Below are 18,481 nucleotides of genomic sequence, written 5' to 3' on the forward strand. Positions count from 1 at the left end.
TTTAATATCCCGGTTCTTGATAAGCAGGTTCTTCATAAGCAGGCTCTTGATAAGCAGGTTCTTCATAAGCAGGTTCTTCATAAGCAGGCTCTTGATAAGCCGGCTCTTGCGGTGGGTAATACTTCGGTTCAGGATTAGGATTGTAAGGCACGATCGCACCATCCTCATTCACAATCATCCCCCGAATAATCCTCTTAGGCTCCACCGGTTTCGCCTTAATACTGCCTTTGCGGCCCTCTAACTCCGGCAACTTCGGAAACTTCTCTACCGGCATTCCCTTAACAACTTGACTCATAAAATCGCGCCAATTATAGGCCGCCGTACCGCTAGTTCCCCAGGTGGGATAATTGTCATCATTCCCCAACCAAACGCCAGTCACTACCTGCGGAATGTAACCAATAAACCACAAATCCCGAACGTTTTCCGAAGTACCAGTTTTGCCTGCTACAGCGCGATCGTTTAAAGCAGCAGGCCCCCCCGTACCGTCTTGCACAACGCCCTCCAACATCCAAGTAGTAATCGCAGCACTATCCTTATCCAAAACCCGCTTCGGTTTAAATTTAGCCTGATAAATCACATCTCCCCGCTGATTAATCACCCGCTTAATTCCGTGGGCTTCAATAAAATTCCCTTGGGCGGCTAAAGTACCGTAAGCATTAGTTAACTCCAGCAAATTCACCTCTGAAGAACCCAAAGCCAGGGAATAAATCGGACTCAATTTAGACTTAATCCCCATATCGTTGGCTAATTTTATCGCCGGTTCAAACCCCACATCCATCAACACCTTCACAGCTACGACATTCACCGAGCTCGTCAAAGCATCAGAGATCGATCGCCAACCGCTAAATTTTTTGCCATAATTATTCGGTTGATAGCCGTCGATAATAATTGGTTCGTCTTCGTAACTGTCATAGGGAGAAAAACCAGCCGCCATCGCTGCGGCATAAACCAAGCCTTTAAACGTCGATCCGGGCTGCCGCAAAGCCTGCGTAGCACGGTTAAATTGACTTTCCTTAAAATTTCCGCCACCCACCAGCGCCTTAACTTCGCCAGTCTTAGTGTCCATAGAAACTAAAGCGGCCTGTTCAAAACCCTGACGGCGGCCATCAACTTCGATCGCATCTTTAACCACCTTTTCCGCTATTTTCTGCCACTTCAAATCCACCGTCGTCTCCACAGTCAAACCGCCCGCTTCCAAAGCATCCTGAGAAACATAGCGCGGCAATTCCTTCCGAATGTAACTAGCAAAATAAGGCGCCACTACATTAAATCGCTTCGGCGGACTTGGTTTAACCGCTATAGGTTCCGCCATTGCCTCCTTCGCCTGAACCTCTGTAATGACCTTCGCTTCCTGCATTTCTTGTAGCACAAGATTGCGGCGTTTCTTAGCCATATCCGGATTAACTAAAGGCGAATATTCGCTCGGTGCCGGCGGCAAACCCGCCAAAGTTGCCATCTCTGCCAAAGTTAATTTATCGACTGTTTTGCTAAAGAAAACCAAAGCTGCATCTGCCACTCCGTAGGCATCCGAACCCAAATAAACCAGATTTAAATATCTTTCTAAAACTTGGTCTTTACTCAACTCCCGCTCTATTTTCTGAGCTAAAAGAGCTTCCCGAACTTTCCGCCTAATACTTCTTTCCTGATTAAGGAAAACCACCCGAGCCAATTGTTGCGTAATTGTACTGCCGCCCTGCACTAAATCTCTCGCTACCAAATTAGAAACAATCGATCGCACAATACCTTGATAATCCACCCCGCGATGTTTGTAAAAACGGCGGTCTTCTATGGCAATAAAAGCTTGAACCAACTGTTCAGGAATTTCTTTAAGTTTCAGTTTATCTCTAGTTGCAGGCCCCGACTGCAACAAAATCGTATTATCTGCCGCCTTAATTGTCAGCGTTCCGTCGCGGTTAAACGCTGACAAATCGTTAACATCCGGCAAACCTTTGTCTAAGGTATACAAAATCCATAAACCGTAGATTAAAGCGCCCCCGCCTATACTGGCAACACCTAAACTTATCCAAAATCTAGGCGGGCGGGAGATCCGTTTTTTAGTATTTTCCTGCGGTGCGCTATTTTCCTGTAGTGCCGTATTTCTCGGCAGTTCGGTGTTCTGCGATTCGCTATTTTCAGGCAATTCGCTACTATCCGATTTTTGGGGTGATTTAGTTCCCAGCAAACTTGATCCCGGCCGCAACAATTCTTTTCCCTTGGTTTGCAAGCTGGTAACTTGAGGTTCAATTTCCAACCAAGCAATTAAGCGCTTCAACCCTTCCCACTCGCGCTTGACTATTGGATATCTATCGTATTCTGGTTCTAAATATTCTGATTCTAAATATTCTGATTCTAATTCCGACTCTTCTAGAGGTGCAGCCTCTTCTGATACCACATACTCCGATCTTTCCGCCGTTGTCCCTCTATAAAATTCCGCCTCCGATTTCGGCGAGTTGAGCTTATTGCCCTTCGCAGGCTTCGGCGGTTCTCGATCGGAATTACCGCTTATTGCGTTAGTGACTTTGCTCAATGTATCTTTGATATTTGAGAAAAATTCTGCCACGTTCAGACCTTCAAACCTCATCAAGTCCGATTAAAAATTAAAAATTTAAAAAGCTAGCATTCTTAAATTCTTAATTTTTAATTCGACATTTTTTATTGAATAACACGCTGCCTTGAATTAGATTTTTTGAATTAAAAACTTTTTAATTCAAAACTCCAAATTCAAAACTTTTCTTAACGCTGCAGAGCTTGGTATTTTTTTGAGAAGTGAATTATATTTTTTGTATTCAAAATTTTTTAACTCAAACCTCAAAACTCTGCTTAACTCGCATGACCCAGTGCCAAGGCTGCTACCAGCATACCCAAAACCAGGAAAGGCTGAGCACTTGCCTGATATTTAACATCATTTTCCAGGGGATTACGCAAAAAGTACATATCCTGAAAAGTAATTTGGGGAATTATCAGCAGTAGCAGAATGACAGCGTAAAGGTTTTGGTGGATGCTGATTAGGTAGCCTGCAATCCCAGCTTGAAATATGTCGATCATCAACACGCAAATCCAAGCTGCGGTGCTAATGCCAAACATCACTGGCAAAGATTTTAACCCTAATTGCCGATCGCCTTCCACACTTTTGAAATCATTGACGATCGCAATCCCCAGCCCTGCCAAACTATAAAACAGGGTCAAGATCATAATGGTGGGATCTAGTGTACCAAACAAAGCTTGACCAGCCCACCAAGGCAGGGCAATGTAGCTAGCACCCAGGGCATAATTTCCCAACCAGCCATTCTGCTTGAGTTTCAGCGGGGGCGCAGAGTAGATATAAGCTAGAAACGCGCCGCCGAGAGTCAAAACCGTCATTATTGGGAATTCATGACCCGCCCACAAGTCTAGAGCATAAGCCACCCCAATGCCAGCCGCTAATAATACCAAAATTTGCGTTACTACTTGGGGAATCGAGATAATACCGGAGGGAATCGGACGGTAGGGCTCGTTGATGGCGTCGATGTCGCGATCGTAAAAATCGTTCAAAGTTTGAGTGTACCCGGTCAGCAACGGCCCTGACATCAACATACAAGCTGCTGCGATCAAGAAATTCTCTAGGTTCCAAACATAGTTTCCAGAAGACGCCGCCCCGCACACCACGCCCCAAATTAGGGGAATCCAGGTAATCGGTTTCATCAATTGCAAGCGAATCTTCCAGATGGAAGTTTCCCCGCTAGCGGCCCCTTTCATGCCCAACAGTTGCCTAGTTTTGGCACTGCGGTTTTCGGTAGCAGCACTTTCCGGTGCTGCTTCTGGGGAGATTTGGGATGGAGGAGAGTCAGACATAATTTGATGTTAGCGGTACTGCTACTATTGTGTCGTTTTGCATTTCAATAATAATTCAGATAGCTTACCACTGATATTTAAGGCAGATTCTTGAAAACTTACCCTGGTTTGGAGTTGATGCTAGGGAAAAGTACGAGTTTCACAATATATTCAAATATCATTATTTTTCGTAAATGTCAAGAGGATAAATACTTTTTTTATAATTTCGCTGAGCCCGCCTGCTGGGGGAGATTTTTGCCAGCAGGTGCATTTAATGTCAATTACCAGGAGGCGATCAAGTTTTTTGCCATACTACCCTTGAATCATCTCATCTGGCAGAAAATCAATCCATTTTAGATTTTATATTTTAGATTTTAGAAATGCTAACGCTTCTTTGATCCAGTTTAAATTGCCATTTAAGCAAGTGCAGAAGAATTACCACCAGATTACTCTCTCAACTCCGGCGTTCACTTTGCCCCATGTCTTCTATTTCTGCAATCAGATTTTCCCAGTTAATCTTTTAAAACTCGCGAACCCGCAACTTTTCCACAGTGGTTTCCCTCCATCTCAGGTAATATGTATCATACAAGTTTTGTCGGTCAACTTCTAATTTTGTTGGCATAAGCGTTTGGTGCTAACCACTGCAAATTAACAAATATGGCGATAGGAATCAAAAGGCAGTCCCGTCCGTCGCTTGACTTCGACAACTGATTTGTAAGCGCCTTTTCTCTGCCTTTCTCTAACTATTTTTTCCGCAACATATCGATCTAAACCGCTGGCGATTAACTCTTCCGGCGAAAGAATATTTAACCGTTTCCAAGTAAACTGCGATTCTTTTTGATAATTGTAGCTGAAGCAAATCATCGGGGCGATTCGTCTGACGTGACTTTCGGGAACTCCGGCTATTTGTGATAACTCTTCGGCGTAGGTAAAAATGTAGCCTTCGTTTTGCAAAGATTCAATATCGTTGGCGTAGACGATCGGCAAACCCAAGATTCTGACCATATCGTCTTTGGTACACTCGTTAATATCTATTTTGCCGCGCACGTTTGCCAGTTCTTCGGCATTCGTCGCACTCGCCGGAACCAGTAAACCTCTGGGTGCGGTTTTGATCAGATAGCGCTTTTTCAAACTAAAAGCAGTGACAATTTGAGCAATCCACACGATCGTACCCAAATTAGCTGAAGAAGATACCGCTAGTGCTGCTAAAGTAATGCCAACACCCCATCCCATCCAACTACGAATATTTGACTTTTGGCCTGCATAGGCGATCGCCAATCCGCCGAAGTAGGGAATAAAAGAATACCACACCCAGTTTGGAGTTTGACGCAGCCAGTATAAATCTTGAGACACTTTAATTTTATCCTTAAATAGCTGTTATCTCACACTTACTTATTTCACTCCCACTTTTTTAATAGTGGGCTTTCTTCTTCCTTCTTCCTGACATCCGTTACATCCGTTACACAATCCGTTGCCGAACTTCCTTCTTAATTACAATTCTCGCAGCAATTTTTGGCGTTTTTCTTCATATTCTTCGGCGGTAATTGCGCCCATATCGTAAAGTTTTTTCAATTCGCCGATCGCCCCCGTTACATCTTTTGCCGCTCTGAGGACATACCCAGATGGCAACGTGCCGCCATTGTACTGAACCTGAAAAGCTTGTTCCGACATCAGCAGCAGCCCGAGAAAATCGAAAAACGCGATCACGAACGGAATTAATGTCCCAGAAAATAGCAAGTATAATACCCCTGCTAAGTTATTGCCCAAATAAAATTTGTGAATTCCGAAACCTCCTACAAAGAAAGCTAACAGAACTGCTACGGTTTTATCTTTTACCATTTTTACTTTCCCCAGTTTTTTATTTTAACTTCCGCCATCGACTTTGAATGCACGACCTTGAACAATCGAGGTAAGTAATTTTACTAATTTTTACTCATTTGTTTGGGTTTTTGCGAAACTTAGACATCGCAAAATACAGTAGAACTATACCGGCTTGAGCTTGTAGAATGACCAAGTAGCCTCTCAAGAAATAATTTAGTTCGCTGCCTGAATTGAGAGAAAATATTAAAATGCCCAAGGCTGCGTAGGGTGCGAAACGCATCCAACTCGGCGTTCCATCTAAGTTGTGGCTGTTCAAATTGCTCATGGGTTTAAGCCTCATCCTAAATTAAAATTTAGCTATAAATTAGCCGGATTGTCAACTTCCGTTTGGTGCGATCGCCCGGGTGAGTCTCTCAATCATCAGCCGACAAGATATTACTTCCATGTTAAACCCTGTTTTTCCGCTCAAGTAAGGAACCGGGGCCCGTCGAGCTGGAGCTGTGGCTGATATTACAGATTAGGGTGAAGCCGCCCCTAATGAAATTCCGGTTATTTTACCGGACTACATATCAGGGGCGCACCGAGCACCCTACTGCTGTTTTTGGCAAGAGTCGATCGCCCTGACGATCGCTCTCAAAAAAACTCGATTAATTCACAATTATTAACAACCGTCCGAATTAACTTGCGCCGCCGCCCAAAAGAAACAGACTCAGGAGAGTACCGCTGTTCCAAAGACTGTGGAGAAGCATAGGAGCAAGGAGATTGCGCGATCGCGTATACACAAACCCCAAAACCGCACCCAAAGTCGCTAAAGGCAGAATCTCAGAGACACTCAAGTGAGCCACCGCAAACAAGAAAGCAGAAGCTGCGATCGCCCCCCAAACAGGCAAATAGCGAGTCAGAGAAGGCAGCAGAAAGCCCCGAAACACGATTTCCTCAAAAACCGGAGCCGCGAGCGCAGCAGTGCCGAAAAACACCACCAAAGCCACGTTGTCCCTACCTTCGAGAACGATCGGCAAAATAGGATTACTGCCACCTTGTCCCTGCCACAATTGCTGATTAATCAGCGACACCAAAACTACCAAAGGCAAAGCAACAAAATAGCCGCCAAAACCCCACAAAAACCAACTTCCCCGCCAATTAACCCGGAACCAACCTTCCGGCAAAGGCAAAAAAGATTTGACCGAAAAATACAGTACCGAAAGCCCCCCACCCGACAGCAACAAATAAGTAGCAAAGATATAAAAAGCCTTGTCGCGCGGGTTAAAAGTAGCGGGATTGAGTTGTAAAACAGCCAGAGAAACTGGCAGTAACAAATAGGGAATCAAGATTTGGCCGACAAAGAAAAAGCCGACCACAAGTACCTGCCAAACAATCTCGCCGTCCCAAGGCACATCCCAAGTCAAGCTCGCATTTCGCGCCAAAACCGGGCCGGAACCTGCTGTATCTAACTGCTTCCGCTGCAACAACCACTGCACGGTCAAACCAACCAGCAAAACCGTGCCAATACAAAGTGCGATCGCCGGAACGCCAACTATAATTGCCAACTTTTCTACAGCTTGCTCTGCCGTTACTTGCTCTGCTGCTTGCAGCGCCGCCAGCTCTTTAGAACGTTCTTGCAACTTGTAAAGTTGAGCGAGAGCGCGATAGCGAAACCAGCCATCCAAAGACTTTTGAATGCGCGGCTCGGCATCCGGCAGCAGTTGAGCCGGATTGCTCCAAATTCCCGTTAAAACTTGAGCAGTTACCACCGAAGAATCGTCATCACTTTTAGTTTTGTAGCGATCAACTAAATTTTTCCAAGTTTGGAGAGCTGCCTCAGTTTTGCCACTGCTTGCCTGCAAAATCCCCAATCGCAAGTCAAGTTCGTTTAGCAGCCCTGACTGTTGCTTGATAGACTCTGACGCAGCCTTATTTTGAGCCAGATTCAGAGTATTATCCTCAGACTTAGAGGCGATGGCAGACTGAATTACTTTAACTTGTGATTGAGTTGTTTCGAGAGTTTTGCGAGTCGAGTCTCGCGCTTCTTGATATTGCGTCAAAGCCGTATTTAAAGGATCTGCACCGACAATATTGTTGCGCGCCGAACTTAAATTAGCACTCTGATTATTTTCTCCTTGCCACTCCGAGGCGTGCAGCAGCAAATTTGTCTGGTAGAGCTCCAGCCGGCTTTGAATTTGCGGCTGATTCCAACTAGCAAGTAAAGATAAACCGACCATGGCGATCGCGATCGCCGTTAAAATACCTAAAATAACCCGCTTCAGTGTCATTCCTCGTTTTCCGTCCCGCGCGAATCCGTGGCTAAGTCTTTTCCGTCTCTAATCATAGGCGTTTGCAGCCGAGAGTATCCCGACAACTGGTAAAATTTCACTGGCTCATCTTTTTGACTCGCCTCGCACCCGAAGACTGGGTAAGGCGTGCACCGCGCACCCGAAGCGCGGTAACAGGCTAAATCTAAAATCTAAAATCTAAAATCTAAAATCGAATGACTCGCATTATCTTAGTCCGTCACGGCAAAAGCACTTACAATCAAGAACGCCGCATCCAAGGCCGCCTCGATAAATCAATTTTGACAGAAGCAGGCCGCAGCGCTGCCCTGCAAGTAGGCGACACACTCAGCAGTATCGCCTTTGATGCCGCCTATACCAGTCCTCTACAACGAGCCAAAGAAACAGCGGAAATCATCCTGTCGCGCTTGACAAATCCGCCACAACTCCAACCAACTGATAATTTGATGGAAATCGATTTGCCTCTGTGGGAAGGAATGCTGCGCCAAGATGCGATCGACAAATTCCCCGAAGCCTATCAGCAGTGGCAAAGACAGCCAGACAAATTTTCCATGAAACTGCCATCTGTGGATGGCGAAATCGAACACTTCCCCGTATTGGCAATTTTTGCTAACGCCCGTCATTTTTGGCAAGAACTTTTATCCCGCCACCGGGACGGCACAATTCTAGTAGTAGGTCATAACGGAATCAACCGCGCTCTCATCGCTACAGCGTCGGAAATTAACCCGAATTACTACCAATCTATTCAGCAGTCAAATTGCGGCATTAGCGTCCTTAATTTTGGATATTCCCCTGTTACCACCGACGAGCCAGGAGAGCCAAAAAAGAAAGTTCCGGTTCAATTAGAATCCCTGAATTTAACTTCCCATACCGGGGAAATTTTTCCCAAACCGAGGGACGGACACCAAGGCCCGCGCTTGTTGCTGGTGCGTCACGGCGAAACAGACTGGAATAAAGCAGGTAAATTTCAGGGACAAATTGACGTGCCTCTCAACGATAACGGCCGCGAACAATCCCGGCGGGCGGCAGAATTTCTCAAGGATGTAAAATTAGATTTTGCTATTAGCAGTTCGATGCTACGCCCGAAAGAAACTGCGGAAATTATTCTCAAATATCACGGCGGTTTGCAACTAGAACTCCGCGACGAGTTGAGAGAAATTAGCCACGGACTTTGGGAAGGAAAGTTTGAATCAGAAATCGAACAATCCTATCCGGGTTTGCTAGCAGAATGGAAAACATCTCCTGAAACAGTGCAAATGCCCGAAGGAGAGAATTTGCAGCAAGTTTGGCAGAGAGCGATCGCATCTTGGCGAGAAATCGTACAATCAGTTTCTGGTACTGGGATTGTCGTTGCTCACGACGCCATTAACAAAGCAATTCTCTGCCATCTATTCGGTTTGGAACCCGAACATTTCTGGAAATTCAAACAAGGAAACGGAGCCGTTAGCGTGATTGATTATCCCCACGGCCCCGATGGTTTGCCGGTATTGCAGGCAATGAATGTCACAACTCATTTGAGCGGCGGCGTTTTTGACAAAACAGCAGCCGGAGCACTGTAATCGGTAAATTGCTGAGCGCGAACCCGTAGATGTATTACCGGTCTGCTGTTTGACGATTAGGCCTTCGCTCCCCCCTAGCCCCCCTTCTTAAGGGGGGAAAAGAAGCCTTCTCAAAGTCCCCCTTTTTAAGGGGGATTTAGGGGGATCGAGACTCGTGTCAAAGCGAAATTTATCAAAGCTTTTAGGCCTAAGTTAACACCACTGCCCACCGCTACGAGCACCCACCTGAAAAAGGTTTTAATTTTTATAGCAACTGCCAAGATGGTTAGGAAGTTCTTAATTACTAAAACCCTTGCTTTTATTCCTTCTTCCTTGTTCCTTCGTGTCCTTCGCGTCTTCGCGGTTCCATCTTCCATCCATCCGTTACATCCGTTACAGAATCCGTTGCCGAACTTCTTTCTTCCATATATTTAAATCTTAAGTTATGAGCCGCGAACTGCTACAAAATGTACGAGTGCTAGATCCAGTTTCAGGGAGCGATCGCATCGCTGATATTCTGATTGCTGAAGGTGATATCAAAGCAGTTGAGGAAAAAATTGCTGAGTTTCCCGCTGACACGGAAGTGCGGGATTGCCGGGGACTGATTTTGGGGCCGGGGTTAACTGATATCTACAGTCACAGCGGAGAACCGGGTTTTGAGGATCGGGAAACCCTGGAATCTTTGATGCAGGCTGCGGCGGCTGGCGGTTTTACGCGAGTGGCGATTTTGCCGGATACCTCGCCGCCTGTTGACAATTTGGCCGGTTTAGCTTTGTTGCAGCAACATATCCGCAATTTGTCTCCCGGGCTGCCCCGCTTGTATTATTGGGGAGCGCTGACAGCGGGCGTGAAAGGGCAGCAGATGGCCGAGTTGGGCGAGCTGGCCTCCTGTCAAGTGGTGGGTTTTGCAGACGGTTTACCGCTGTCTAATCCGGCTCTGGTGAGGCGTTTGCTTGAGTATATCCAGCCTTTGGGCAAGTCTGTGGCTTTGTGGCCGTGCGATCGAACTTTGGCAGGAAAGGGCGCGGCGCGGGAGGGTGCGGTGTCGGTGCGGTTGGGTTTACCAGGAATTCCGGCGAGTGCGGAAACTTCGGCTTTGGCGGCAATCTTGGAGTTGGTGGCATCTGCGGGCACTCCGGTGCACATCATGCGCGTTTCTACAGCCCGCAGCGTGGAATTGATTCGGGATGCGAAGGCGCGGGGTTTGCCAGTGACTGCGAGTGTGACTTGGATGCACTTGCTGTTGAATGTCGGAGCAATTTCAGGAAACTCTCAAGATTCCGGCGGAAAAAATGCTCTGACTGCTTCCTTGGCCTACGATCCGAATTTACGACTAGAACCGCCGTTGGGCAATCTCAGCGATCAATTAGCGTTGATTCAAGCTGTGAAAGATGGGGTAATTGATGCGATCGCGATCGACCACAACCCGCATACTTATGAGGAGAAAACTGTGGCTTTTGCTGATAGTCCGCCCGGGGCGATAGGCTTGGAATTAGCTTTGCCTTTACTGTGGCACGGACTGGTAGAAACTGGCGATTTTTCGGCTTTGGAACTGTGGCGAGTTTTGAGTACCCGGCCGGCGGTTTGTCTCGGACAAACCCCCGCCACGGTTGCACCGGGAGCCTCTGCGGAGCTGATTTTGTTCGACCCGCAAATGAGTTGGACTGTTGACGGGTCAAGTCTGAAGTCGCGATCGGCAAATACGCCTTGGTTAGGACAGCAATTAGCGGGAAAAGTTGTGCAAAGCTGGATTTATTGACCCTTGCGATTGAAATTCATCTGTTGTAGAACAGGCATCTTGCCTGTTTCTCAAAGTAGAACAGGCATCTTGCCTGTTTCTGGGAATGCTGGATCAGGTGACTCAGAAAAGAAGATAAATACATGATTGCTGCTTTTGATTCGTGGAAGTCCCCACCGCAAAACCTGACATTGGATCTGGGCGAAATTCATGTTTGGCGCGTCTCTCTGGCTCAAACAGAATCTTGCTTGCAGAGTTTACAACAGACTCTCTCTACAGACGAGCGGACAAAAGCCGAGGGTTTTCACTTTCCCAAAGGTCGATCGCAATTTATTGTGAGTCGTGGGGCGCTGAGAGCAATTCTGAGTAGCTATCTTAACATAAATTCTCACATTTTGCGCTTTGACTACAATCCCTACGGCAAACCCTCTCTCATCGCCGCCCAAGGTGGAAATACCCTCCGTTTCAATTTGTCTCACTCAGGGAACATGGCTCTAATTGCGATTACCAAAAATCGAGATATTGGTGTCGATATTGAAAGCATAAATTCCAACTTTCCTTGCCTGGAAATTGCGGAAAAGTTTTTTTCACCCTTAGAAAATTCTGTCTTGCTTTCGCTTCCACAACATCTTCAATCCCGCGCGTTTTTCACCTGCTGGACTCGCAAAGAAGCCTACATTAAAGCAGTTGGTAAAGGACTTTCTATACCCCTGAATCAGTTTGATGTCAGCCTCGCACCAGGAGAACCTCCCGCGCTGTTAAATGTTGAAGACAACCCCGAAGAAGCATCGAGATGGTCTTTAATGGAATTAATTCCGAGTTCTGATATGGTGGCGGCTGTTGCGGTTGCAGGAGATTGCTCGAAACTTCATTGTTGGCAGTGGACGGGGGAGTTTTGATTTATACTGAGATGTTGCACCATTATCAATAAGCTTTTTATCAACAGGCTTTTCGGCCTGTTCCACAAGAAAATTCACTCTTTGTGGAACAGGCCGAAAAGCCTGTTATTGAGAATGGTGCAAGATGTGAGTTTATACCGATCGCCCAGGGTAAAAGACAACGGCAACTGTCGCTGGAATAGCTCTACTGGTGGCACCTCCAAGCTATTGTATTGCACACCCTCCATAGACCAATAAGGAGATAACATTTTTTTGTCCTTATTTGTCTATTCGACTGCAATTTGTCACTCTACAACTGATTTAATAATTTAACCAAATCGATAGCCGAACCCGCGTACCGTAATGATATATTCTGGTTGGGCTGGATCTATTTCCAACTTTTCGCGCAGCCAGCGGATGTGAACGTCAACTGTTTTGCTGTCTCCGATAAAATCTTGACCCCAAATTTTTTCCAACAACTGATCGCGAGACCAAACTCGCCGGGGATTACTCATAAATAGTTCTAGTAAGCGAAACTGTTTAGGAGAAAATTTCACTTCCAGACCACGAACCAACACGCGGCACTCTTCAGGATACAGAGTTATGCTCTTATATTGCAGCGTCCTCGGTTCCGGTAACCTACTGAGGCGCTGGCGCCGCATCAGCGCCCGACAGCGAGCGATAAACTCCCGCATTCCAAAAGGCTTGGTCAGATAATCATCCGATCCGGCTTCTAGGTAAAAAGCGCAATTGTTGGCACTTCCTCTAGCACCGATAATCAAAATAGGGACGGGATTTCCTTGATGCCGTAACATTCGACACAGATCCAAACCGTTAATTGAATCCATAATTAACAGGTTAAAGGCAAATTCACCGTGGTATGACGAAGAAGCCTGTACAGAAGGCAGAGCGTTGCGCCCGTCGCTAGTAACCACCACCTCATAGCCCTGTTCTTTAAGGGCTAAAGCTAGCATTTCCCGCAACAGATCTTCACCTTCCAATAACAAGATACGGCCGGCTTGTCCAACAGCCAACCTTGAAGGACTTTCGCTTAATTCAACAGAAGACATAAATATCAGTGGGAGTGATGTTTGTATGTGGCTAGCGCGAGGTACCTTCTTCAGTAGCTGAGGCACTCTCGCGCTGCGATCGCTTGTACGATCGCCATTTATTGGTTCAATCGCTTAGAATCCTTCGCCAGTCCATCCCACAGACACGCGCTCGACCTTTGCTACTTGCTCATGCAAGGAATACAGCCGTAGAGCAGTTGCCGGAACCGCGCTGTCTGCCTGCGTCCAGGCCACAGAAGTCTGGTCATTTTTCGGGGTCGGTGTTAATTTCATAAAACATTGCCCGCTGTTAATTGACCACGTAACACCCAATCTAGAGGGATATGCTTGTTATACTACTCTTAAAAGGTTATTAAAAGGTAAAGTTTTGGCCATCAAGTGGTTAAATTATTAACGTTAAGTAATATAACGGTAAAGTTGCGAGCGCACTTTAGAGCTTTTTTTAAGAATACAATAATAAGTTGGTCGAAATTCCTTTTTCTTCCCGTGCCGGCTACGATCGACGATAGCAAGTAAAAATTCTGTAGACTACCTATCATGTTGCTGCATTTGAGTACCTGGCCCGAGGTAGAAGCTTATCTCGAAAGCTCGCGAGGCATAATTATCCCGATCGGCTCCACCGAACAGCACGGGCCCACCGGCTTGATCGGGACTGACGCCATTGCTGCCAAGGCGATCGCCCGCGGTGTCGGCGAAGCTGCCAATGCCTTAATCGGCCCGACAATTAATGTAGGGATGGCCTTGCACCACACCAGCTTTCCCGGCACAATCAGCCTCCGACCACAGACCCTGATACTGGTAATCAGGGATTACATCACATCTTTGGCAAAAGCGGGATTTGAGAAATATTTTTTCATCAACGGTCACGGTGGCAACATTGCCACCATGAAAGCAGCATTTTCCGAGACATACGCACATTTGTCGGACTTGAATTTACCGAATGCCGATAAAATCCAGTGTCAAATCGGCAACTGGTTCATGTGCGGTTCAGTCTACCAACTAGCAAAAGAATTATACGGAAACCAAGAAGGTTCCCACGCCACCCCGAGCGAAATCGCCTTAACCCAGTACCTTTATCCAGAAGCAATTAAGCAAGCTCCGCTTTCGGAAGAAGTCGCTTCCGGGCACAAAATTTTCGGTAGTGCTGACTTCCGCCGCCGATTTCCAGACGGCAGAATGGGTTCAAATCCGGGCTTAGCAACCCCCGAACAAGGTCAGCAGTTTTACGAATTAGCAGTCAAAGAATTGACTAACAATTATTTGGAGTTTGTAAGTTCCGATTAACGTTTTTAATTCTAGTTACCCGGAAACTCCTGGTAACGAGTAAAAATCTCAAACTCTTCTATATTTTACGCTTATGAGTGAGTCAGCGACATGATATTTCATATAAATTCCGGCTACACCGGAATGATATCAAACCCTTGCTTCATTCGTCGGGCATAAAGTTGAATCTCGATGCCAACCACTAATTCGCGCAATTTTCATTTTTTTGACTCACAGTCAACAGTCAACAATCACGGATGCTGCAACCGGAATCGATATCATCTATCTAAGAAAGGGTATATCTCCCGATTAACCACCGGGAGAATATCAAAACTATTCCACAATCCAAGGAGTTAAACAAGGTGTCCAAGCACTCAATTCTTCTTCCTTGAACCAAAGGCTAATTTCCGCACGGGCAGTCTCGACAGCATCAGAACCGTGAATCAGATTACGGCCGACATTGACAGCAAAATCGCCCCGAATTGTCGCTGGTTCTGCATTAAGAGGATTCGTGGCGCCAATGATTTTTCTCGCCGACGCCACAACGCCGTCGCCTTCCCAAACCATCGCCACTACAGGGCCTGAAGTGATAAAGTTTACCAATCCAGCAAAAAATGGTTTTTCTTTGTGAACATCATAATGTTGTTCCGCTAGTTCTCGACTCGCCGTCATTAGCTTCATACCAACTAGCTTAAAGCCCTTGGCTTCAAAACGACCGATAATTTCGCCGACGAGTCCGCGCTGTACGCCGTCGGGCTTAATCGCTAAAAAAGTCCGTTCCAAGATTAACTCCTATAATTGTGTTAACTGACCCAAAAGATAGAGTAACTCACAACGCACCTAAAGGCAATTCTGAGAATGGGAAATTGTCATTTGGAGGCTTATAGCCGCCCGAAGAAGCAATAAGGAATAAGAAGAGGGAAGAGAAAAGAGGGAAGAAGCAATAAAAGCAAAGGTTAAAGAAACCTGGTTTGTCAGAAAAATTTTTGTTGAGCAGCTATGAATCTCCGAAGAAACCTGGTTTCGAGACTTCTATGCGTCTAGGACTGATTTGCAGGGATCACCGCGATTTGGTAAAAGGCATTTTTTAGCAGTGCGAACAGGATGCTCACTTGCCCATATAAGTTAATCATCCTTTAAATTATCGGTAAATAATCAAACTCTTGTGGGGTGGCTTTGAGCAACGCCTGAAATATGCAATCTAAATTTAGAAGATTTTATCTCTAGGCAACAAGATGCTCAAACTTCTGGCACAATATGATACCAGTCACTGTTTCCTGTGACTGCCAACACTCTTACCTATGATCTCAAATACAAATATATATGATAATAAACACAATTCTTTAGGCTCGAAAATATAGATAATTAACGGAGATATGAAGACGATCTTGACAGCAACCATTCAGGCAAAAAAAGTATGAAAGGCATTGTAGCATTCATTGAACCCAAAAAGCAAGAGTTTGCAAAATTGCCCTTGTTTGACTTTCTAGCCAACAAAAACATTCACGCGAATCAACGACTAATTTTTGCACCTGTACTCGCTCCTTTGGCTGTGGGATTGAGCGATTTAAATAAATATGTGCTGCGAGAATCTTCTAGTAATAACAAAGTTCAGGAACTCATTAATAAATATACTTATAAAAAGAACTATTATTGGCACGACTATCTAGAATACCTAGAGGAACTGGGCTTAAACCAATTAATGAGTTACGGCGATTTCAGACTGCTTTGGGGTGAAGAAACTAAAAAAACTCGAGCGCTTTGTTCAGTGATCGAACGCTACGCTTGGAAAGCTTCTCCTATTCAGAAACTGGTGTTAGTGGAAGTCCTCGAAGGAACTGCCCAAGTTTTTTTTGAGGCGGCGCTAGCAGTGGTAATGGAATTACAGCAAATTAACCAAAAAGAATCTGTTGATTTTGGAGGATCTTATGGGGGTTTAGAAAATTATCACCTTTTAAACACGCCAGAGATGTTGCAAATTTTAGCAGAAATCAAACTTACAGATGCGGAATACCAAGCAGCTTTAGAATTAGCACAAAATTTATTTGAACTGTTTACAGAAGCGATGAACGAGCTGTTCCAACACAGCCAAACAAATTCTTGCAAGACTGTGCTGCAAATATCTTCAATTTCTGCCTTCGCTCATTGCGCGATCGACTGTCTCGATATTTGTTAGTTTAAACAATCACTAAATTATCTCGGTGTACCGCCGTTTCTACGCCTGCATAGCCTAAAATCTCAGCAATTTTCTCTGATTTGCAGCCTTGGATTTGTCTCAATTCTAAACTGCTATAATTCACAAGTCCTCTAGCAATTTGCTGGCCGGCTGCGTCGCACAACTGCACGGAATCATCAGCTTGAAATTCTCCTTCTACTTGAGCAATACCCGCAGCTAAAAGCGATTTTCCGCCGTGGGAAATTGCCTTTACAGCACCCGCATCTAAATATAGTTTTCCTGCTGGAATTAAAACGTTAGCTATCCAGTGTTTGCGAGCGTTTACAGGGCGCGGTTGAGGCTCGAATTGAGTACCGATCGACTCTCCGTTGAGTATTTTCTCGATATTACCAGGAAAGCAGCCGTCAGTGATGACAGTCCGCACTCCCGATGCAGTTGCTATTCTCGCGGCTTCAATTTTTGTCACCATTCCGCCGGTTCCCCAACCGCTGCGGGAATCTCCTGTTTGCACCTGAAATTCTGTGAGCTGTGCCATACTTTGGACTAGGGCGATCGGCTGCGCGTCTGGATTGCTGCGCGGATCGGCGGAGTACAGCCGATCGACATCTGTGAGCACAAACAACCAATCTGCTTCTACCAAACTCGCTACTAGCGCCGAAAGCGTATCGTTATCGCCAAATTTGAGCTCGTCTACCGCCACAGTATCGTTTTCATTGACGATCGGAATCACGCCCAACCTGAGCAGTTGCTGAAAAGTATTGTAAGCATTAACATAACCGTTACGCTGCACTAAATCGCCCCTGGTGAGCAATACTTGAGCGATCGGCTGTTGCAGAGTAGTAAACAAGTCATCGTACACCCGCATCAGCCGCCCTTGGCCCACAGCCGCCACAGCCTGTTTCAGAGCAATGTTTCGCGGGCGTTCCGTCAAACCCAAGCGCGCGCAGCCCACCCCAACTGCACCCGAAGAAACCAAAACTACTCGATGGCCTTGCTGTCGCAAATCAGCTAAAATTTCGACCAATGCAGCAATAGTTGAAAGAGCTAAGTTTCCCGTAGTCGATCGAGTCAGAGTCGAAGTTCCAATTTTAACAACAATAGTTTTAGTCTGTTGTCTGTTGACTGTTGACTGTTGACTGTTGACTGTTGACTGTTGACTGTTGTCTGTTGCCATTAGTTACCAATTCCTAATTACCAATTCCCAATGCCCTATGCCCCATGCCCTATGCCCAATTTTAATCTTTAATTTTCAGAGATGCCCCCAAAGCTTGAGAAACCCAAACTTCAAAAGAGCGCACCGGATACTTGCGAAGCGCATACCCAGCATCAACCATTGGTTCCACTAAAATAGTGAACATACCCAAACGATTGCCTGCTAAAACATCAGTAAAAAGTCGATCGCCCACCATCGCCACCTGTTCCACCGGCAAATTCATGGCAGTCACTGCTGTTCGCAACTTGCGGCGCGACGGCTTAGCCGCACCCGTGATGTAAGGTAGATTCAAAGAATCAGCAATTCGACCGATCCGATTTTGACTTAAATTATTGCTCGCCAACCATAGCGATACCACGGGTTTAATTTCTTGCACCCACAAGCTGAGTTCAGGAGAAGCATTCATTGCCGTAATGGGAACAAGAGTTTCGTCCACATCCAACACTAATCCTTTAATCTGATATTTCTGCAGAATATCAGCCGTTAACTTCATGACTGAATCGCCTAAAACTAAGTCAGGCTGTAGTAGTTTACCCCAAGTCATAATGAGTTTAGATTTTAGATTTTAGATTTTAGATTGAGAAATAAGAAATTGGGAGTTAAAGATTCAAAAAGTAAAAAATCAAAAGTGAATAATTATGGCTTTTGCTTGGTGACTTTTGACTTTTTACTTTTTTATTAGTCAT

At 45.7% G+C, this 18,481-nt stretch carries 17 protein-coding genes; 5 read left to right on the plus strand and 12 right to left on the minus strand.

Annotation, left to right across the window (positions count from 1 at the left end; genetic code table 11):
* Position 1: 1 nt before the first annotated feature.
* The 7 genes from QUA25_RS02535 to QUA25_RS02565 form a co-directional block, all read right to left on the minus strand.
* Positions 2-2,581 carry a penicillin-binding protein 1A gene (locus tag QUA25_RS02535; RefSeq protein ID WP_333035483.1) on the minus strand — a complete coding sequence of 860 codons (2,580 nt, stop codon included), beginning with the start codon at positions 2,579-2,581 and terminating at the stop codon, positions 2-4.
* Between the two features lie 239 nt (positions 2,582-2,820).
* Positions 2,821-3,831 (minus strand): chlorophyll synthase ChlG, encoded by a 1,011-nt coding sequence (chlG, locus tag QUA25_RS02540; protein ID WP_333035306.1) that lies wholly within the window; start codon positions 3,829-3,831, stop codon positions 2,821-2,823.
* Positions 3,832-4,264: 433 nt separating this feature from the next.
* Positions 4,265-4,327, minus strand: coding sequence for a hypothetical protein (locus QUA25_RS02545; RefSeq protein WP_333035485.1), 63 nt, complete (start codon positions 4,325-4,327; stop codon positions 4,265-4,267).
* A 131-nt stretch (positions 4,328-4,458) separates the two neighbouring features.
* Positions 4,459-5,163 carry a helix-hairpin-helix domain-containing protein gene (locus tag QUA25_RS02550; RefSeq protein ID WP_333035307.1) on the minus strand — a complete coding sequence of 235 codons (705 nt, stop codon included), beginning with the start codon at positions 5,161-5,163 and terminating at the stop codon, positions 4,459-4,461.
* A gap of 138 nt (positions 5,164-5,301) precedes the next feature.
* Positions 5,302-5,649, minus strand: a complete 348-nt coding sequence (locus QUA25_RS02555; protein WP_333035309.1) for an NINE protein — start codon at positions 5,647-5,649, stop codon at positions 5,302-5,304.
* A gap of 94 nt (positions 5,650-5,743) precedes the next feature.
* Entirely contained in the window at positions 5,744-5,956 is a 213-nt protein-coding gene (locus tag QUA25_RS02560; RefSeq protein ID WP_333035311.1) for a hypothetical protein, read from the minus strand.
* Positions 5,957-6,308: 352 nt separating this feature from the next.
* Positions 6,309-7,901 carry a type II CAAX endopeptidase family protein gene (locus QUA25_RS02565; RefSeq protein WP_333035314.1) on the minus strand — a complete coding sequence of 531 codons (1,593 nt, stop codon included), beginning with the start codon at positions 7,899-7,901 and terminating at the stop codon, positions 6,309-6,311.
* Positions 7,902-8,116: 215 nt separating this feature from the next.
* Between QUA25_RS02565 and QUA25_RS02570 the strand changes: the two genes are divergently transcribed.
* The 3 genes from QUA25_RS02570 (at position 8,117) to QUA25_RS02580 (ending at position 12,094) form a co-directional block, all read left to right on the plus strand.
* Positions 8,117-9,478, plus strand: coding sequence for a histidine phosphatase family protein (locus QUA25_RS02570; RefSeq protein WP_333035316.1), 1,362 nt, complete (start codon positions 8,117-8,119; stop codon positions 9,476-9,478).
* A 424-nt stretch (positions 9,479-9,902) separates the two neighbouring features.
* Positions 9,903-11,216 (plus strand): dihydroorotase, encoded by a 1,314-nt coding sequence (locus QUA25_RS02575; RefSeq protein WP_333035318.1) that lies wholly within the window; start codon positions 9,903-9,905, stop codon positions 11,214-11,216.
* A gap of 122 nt (positions 11,217-11,338) precedes the next feature.
* Positions 11,339-12,094 (plus strand): 4'-phosphopantetheinyl transferase superfamily protein, encoded by a 756-nt coding sequence (locus QUA25_RS02580; RefSeq protein ID WP_333035320.1) that lies wholly within the window; start codon positions 11,339-11,341, stop codon positions 12,092-12,094.
* A gap of 74 nt (positions 12,095-12,168) precedes the next feature.
* Here the strand turns inward: QUA25_RS02580 and QUA25_RS02585 are convergent, their stop codons facing one another.
* Both QUA25_RS02585 and QUA25_RS02590 read right to left on the minus strand, forming a co-directional pair.
* Entirely contained in the window at positions 12,169-12,342 is a 174-nt protein-coding gene (locus QUA25_RS02585; protein ID WP_333035321.1) for a hypothetical protein, read from the minus strand.
* Between the two features lie 60 nt (positions 12,343-12,402).
* Positions 12,403-13,143: a response regulator transcription factor gene (locus tag QUA25_RS02590; RefSeq protein WP_333035322.1), complete on the minus strand. Its 741-nt coding sequence runs from the start codon at positions 13,141-13,143 to the stop codon at positions 12,403-12,405.
* Positions 13,144-13,680: 537 nt separating this feature from the next.
* Between QUA25_RS02590 and QUA25_RS02595 the strand changes: the two genes are divergently transcribed.
* Positions 13,681-14,427, plus strand: a complete 747-nt coding sequence (locus QUA25_RS02595; RefSeq protein ID WP_333035323.1) for a creatininase family protein — start codon at positions 13,681-13,683, stop codon at positions 14,425-14,427.
* A 312-nt stretch (positions 14,428-14,739) separates the two neighbouring features.
* Here the strand turns inward: QUA25_RS02595 and ndk are convergent, their stop codons facing one another.
* Positions 14,740-15,189, minus strand: coding sequence for a nucleoside-diphosphate kinase (gene ndk, locus QUA25_RS02600; protein ID WP_333035325.1), 450 nt, complete (start codon positions 15,187-15,189; stop codon positions 14,740-14,742).
* 634 nt (positions 15,190-15,823) lie between these two features.
* Here ndk and QUA25_RS02605 point away from each other — a divergent pair.
* Positions 15,824-16,582 (plus strand): hypothetical protein, encoded by a 759-nt coding sequence (locus QUA25_RS02605; RefSeq protein ID WP_333035327.1) that lies wholly within the window; start codon positions 15,824-15,826, stop codon positions 16,580-16,582.
* Position 16,583: 1 nt separating this feature from the next.
* On the opposite strand, the gene proB is transcribed toward QUA25_RS02605, so the two are convergent.
* Positions 16,584-17,756, minus strand: a complete 1,173-nt coding sequence (proB, locus tag QUA25_RS02610; RefSeq protein ID WP_333035329.1) for a glutamate 5-kinase — start codon at positions 17,754-17,756, stop codon at positions 16,584-16,586.
* A 61-nt stretch (positions 17,757-17,817) separates the two neighbouring features.
* Positions 17,818-18,339, minus strand: a complete 522-nt coding sequence (locus QUA25_RS02615) for a YqeG family HAD IIIA-type phosphatase (protein WP_333035333.1) — start codon at positions 18,337-18,339, stop codon at positions 17,818-17,820.
* Positions 18,340-18,481 lie beyond the last annotated feature (142 nt).

The organism is Microcoleus sp. Pol17C6 (assembly GCF_036701145.1).
GTDB lineage: Bacteria > Cyanobacteriota > Cyanobacteriia > Cyanobacteriales > Microcoleaceae > Microcoleus.

Coding starts and splice junctions, on each gene's coding strand:
- QUA25_RS02535 (WP_333035483.1), bottom strand. CDS start 2,581: ATGAGGTTTGAAGGTCTGAACGTGGCAGAATTTTTCTCAAATATCAAA.
- chlG (WP_333035306.1), bottom strand. CDS start 3,831: ATGTCTGACTCTCCTCCATCCCAAATCTCCCCAGAAGCAGCACCGGAA.
- QUA25_RS02555 (WP_333035309.1), bottom strand. CDS start 5,649: ATGGTAAAAGATAAAACCGTAGCAGTTCTGTTAGCTTTCTTTGTAGGA.
- QUA25_RS02560 (WP_333035311.1), bottom strand. CDS start 5,956: ATGAGCAATTTGAACAGCCACAACTTAGATGGAACGCCGAGTTGGATG.
- QUA25_RS02565 (WP_333035314.1), bottom strand. CDS start 7,901: ATGACACTGAAGCGGGTTATTTTAGGTATTTTAACGGCGATCGCGATC.
- QUA25_RS02570 (WP_333035316.1), top strand. CDS start 8,117: ATGACTCGCATTATCTTAGTCCGTCACGGCAAAAGCACTTACAATCAA.
- QUA25_RS02575 (WP_333035318.1), top strand. CDS start 9,903: ATGAGCCGCGAACTGCTACAAAATGTACGAGTGCTAGATCCAGTTTCA.
- QUA25_RS02580 (WP_333035320.1), top strand. CDS start 11,339: ATGATTGCTGCTTTTGATTCGTGGAAGTCCCCACCGCAAAACCTGACA.
- QUA25_RS02585 (WP_333035321.1), bottom strand. CDS start 12,342: ATGTTATCTCCTTATTGGTCTATGGAGGGTGTGCAATACAATAGCTTG.
- QUA25_RS02590 (WP_333035322.1), bottom strand. CDS start 13,143: ATGTCTTCTGTTGAATTAAGCGAAAGTCCTTCAAGGTTGGCTGTTGGA.
- QUA25_RS02595 (WP_333035323.1), top strand. CDS start 13,681: ATGTTGCTGCATTTGAGTACCTGGCCCGAGGTAGAAGCTTATCTCGAA.
- QUA25_RS02605 (WP_333035327.1), top strand. CDS start 15,824: ATGAAAGGCATTGTAGCATTCATTGAACCCAAAAAGCAAGAGTTTGCA.
- proB (WP_333035329.1), bottom strand. CDS start 17,756: ATGGCAACAGACAACAGTCAACAGTCAACAGTCAACAGTCAACAGTCA.
- QUA25_RS02615 (WP_333035333.1), bottom strand. CDS start 18,339: ATGACTTGGGGTAAACTACTACAGCCTGACTTAGTTTTAGGCGATTCA.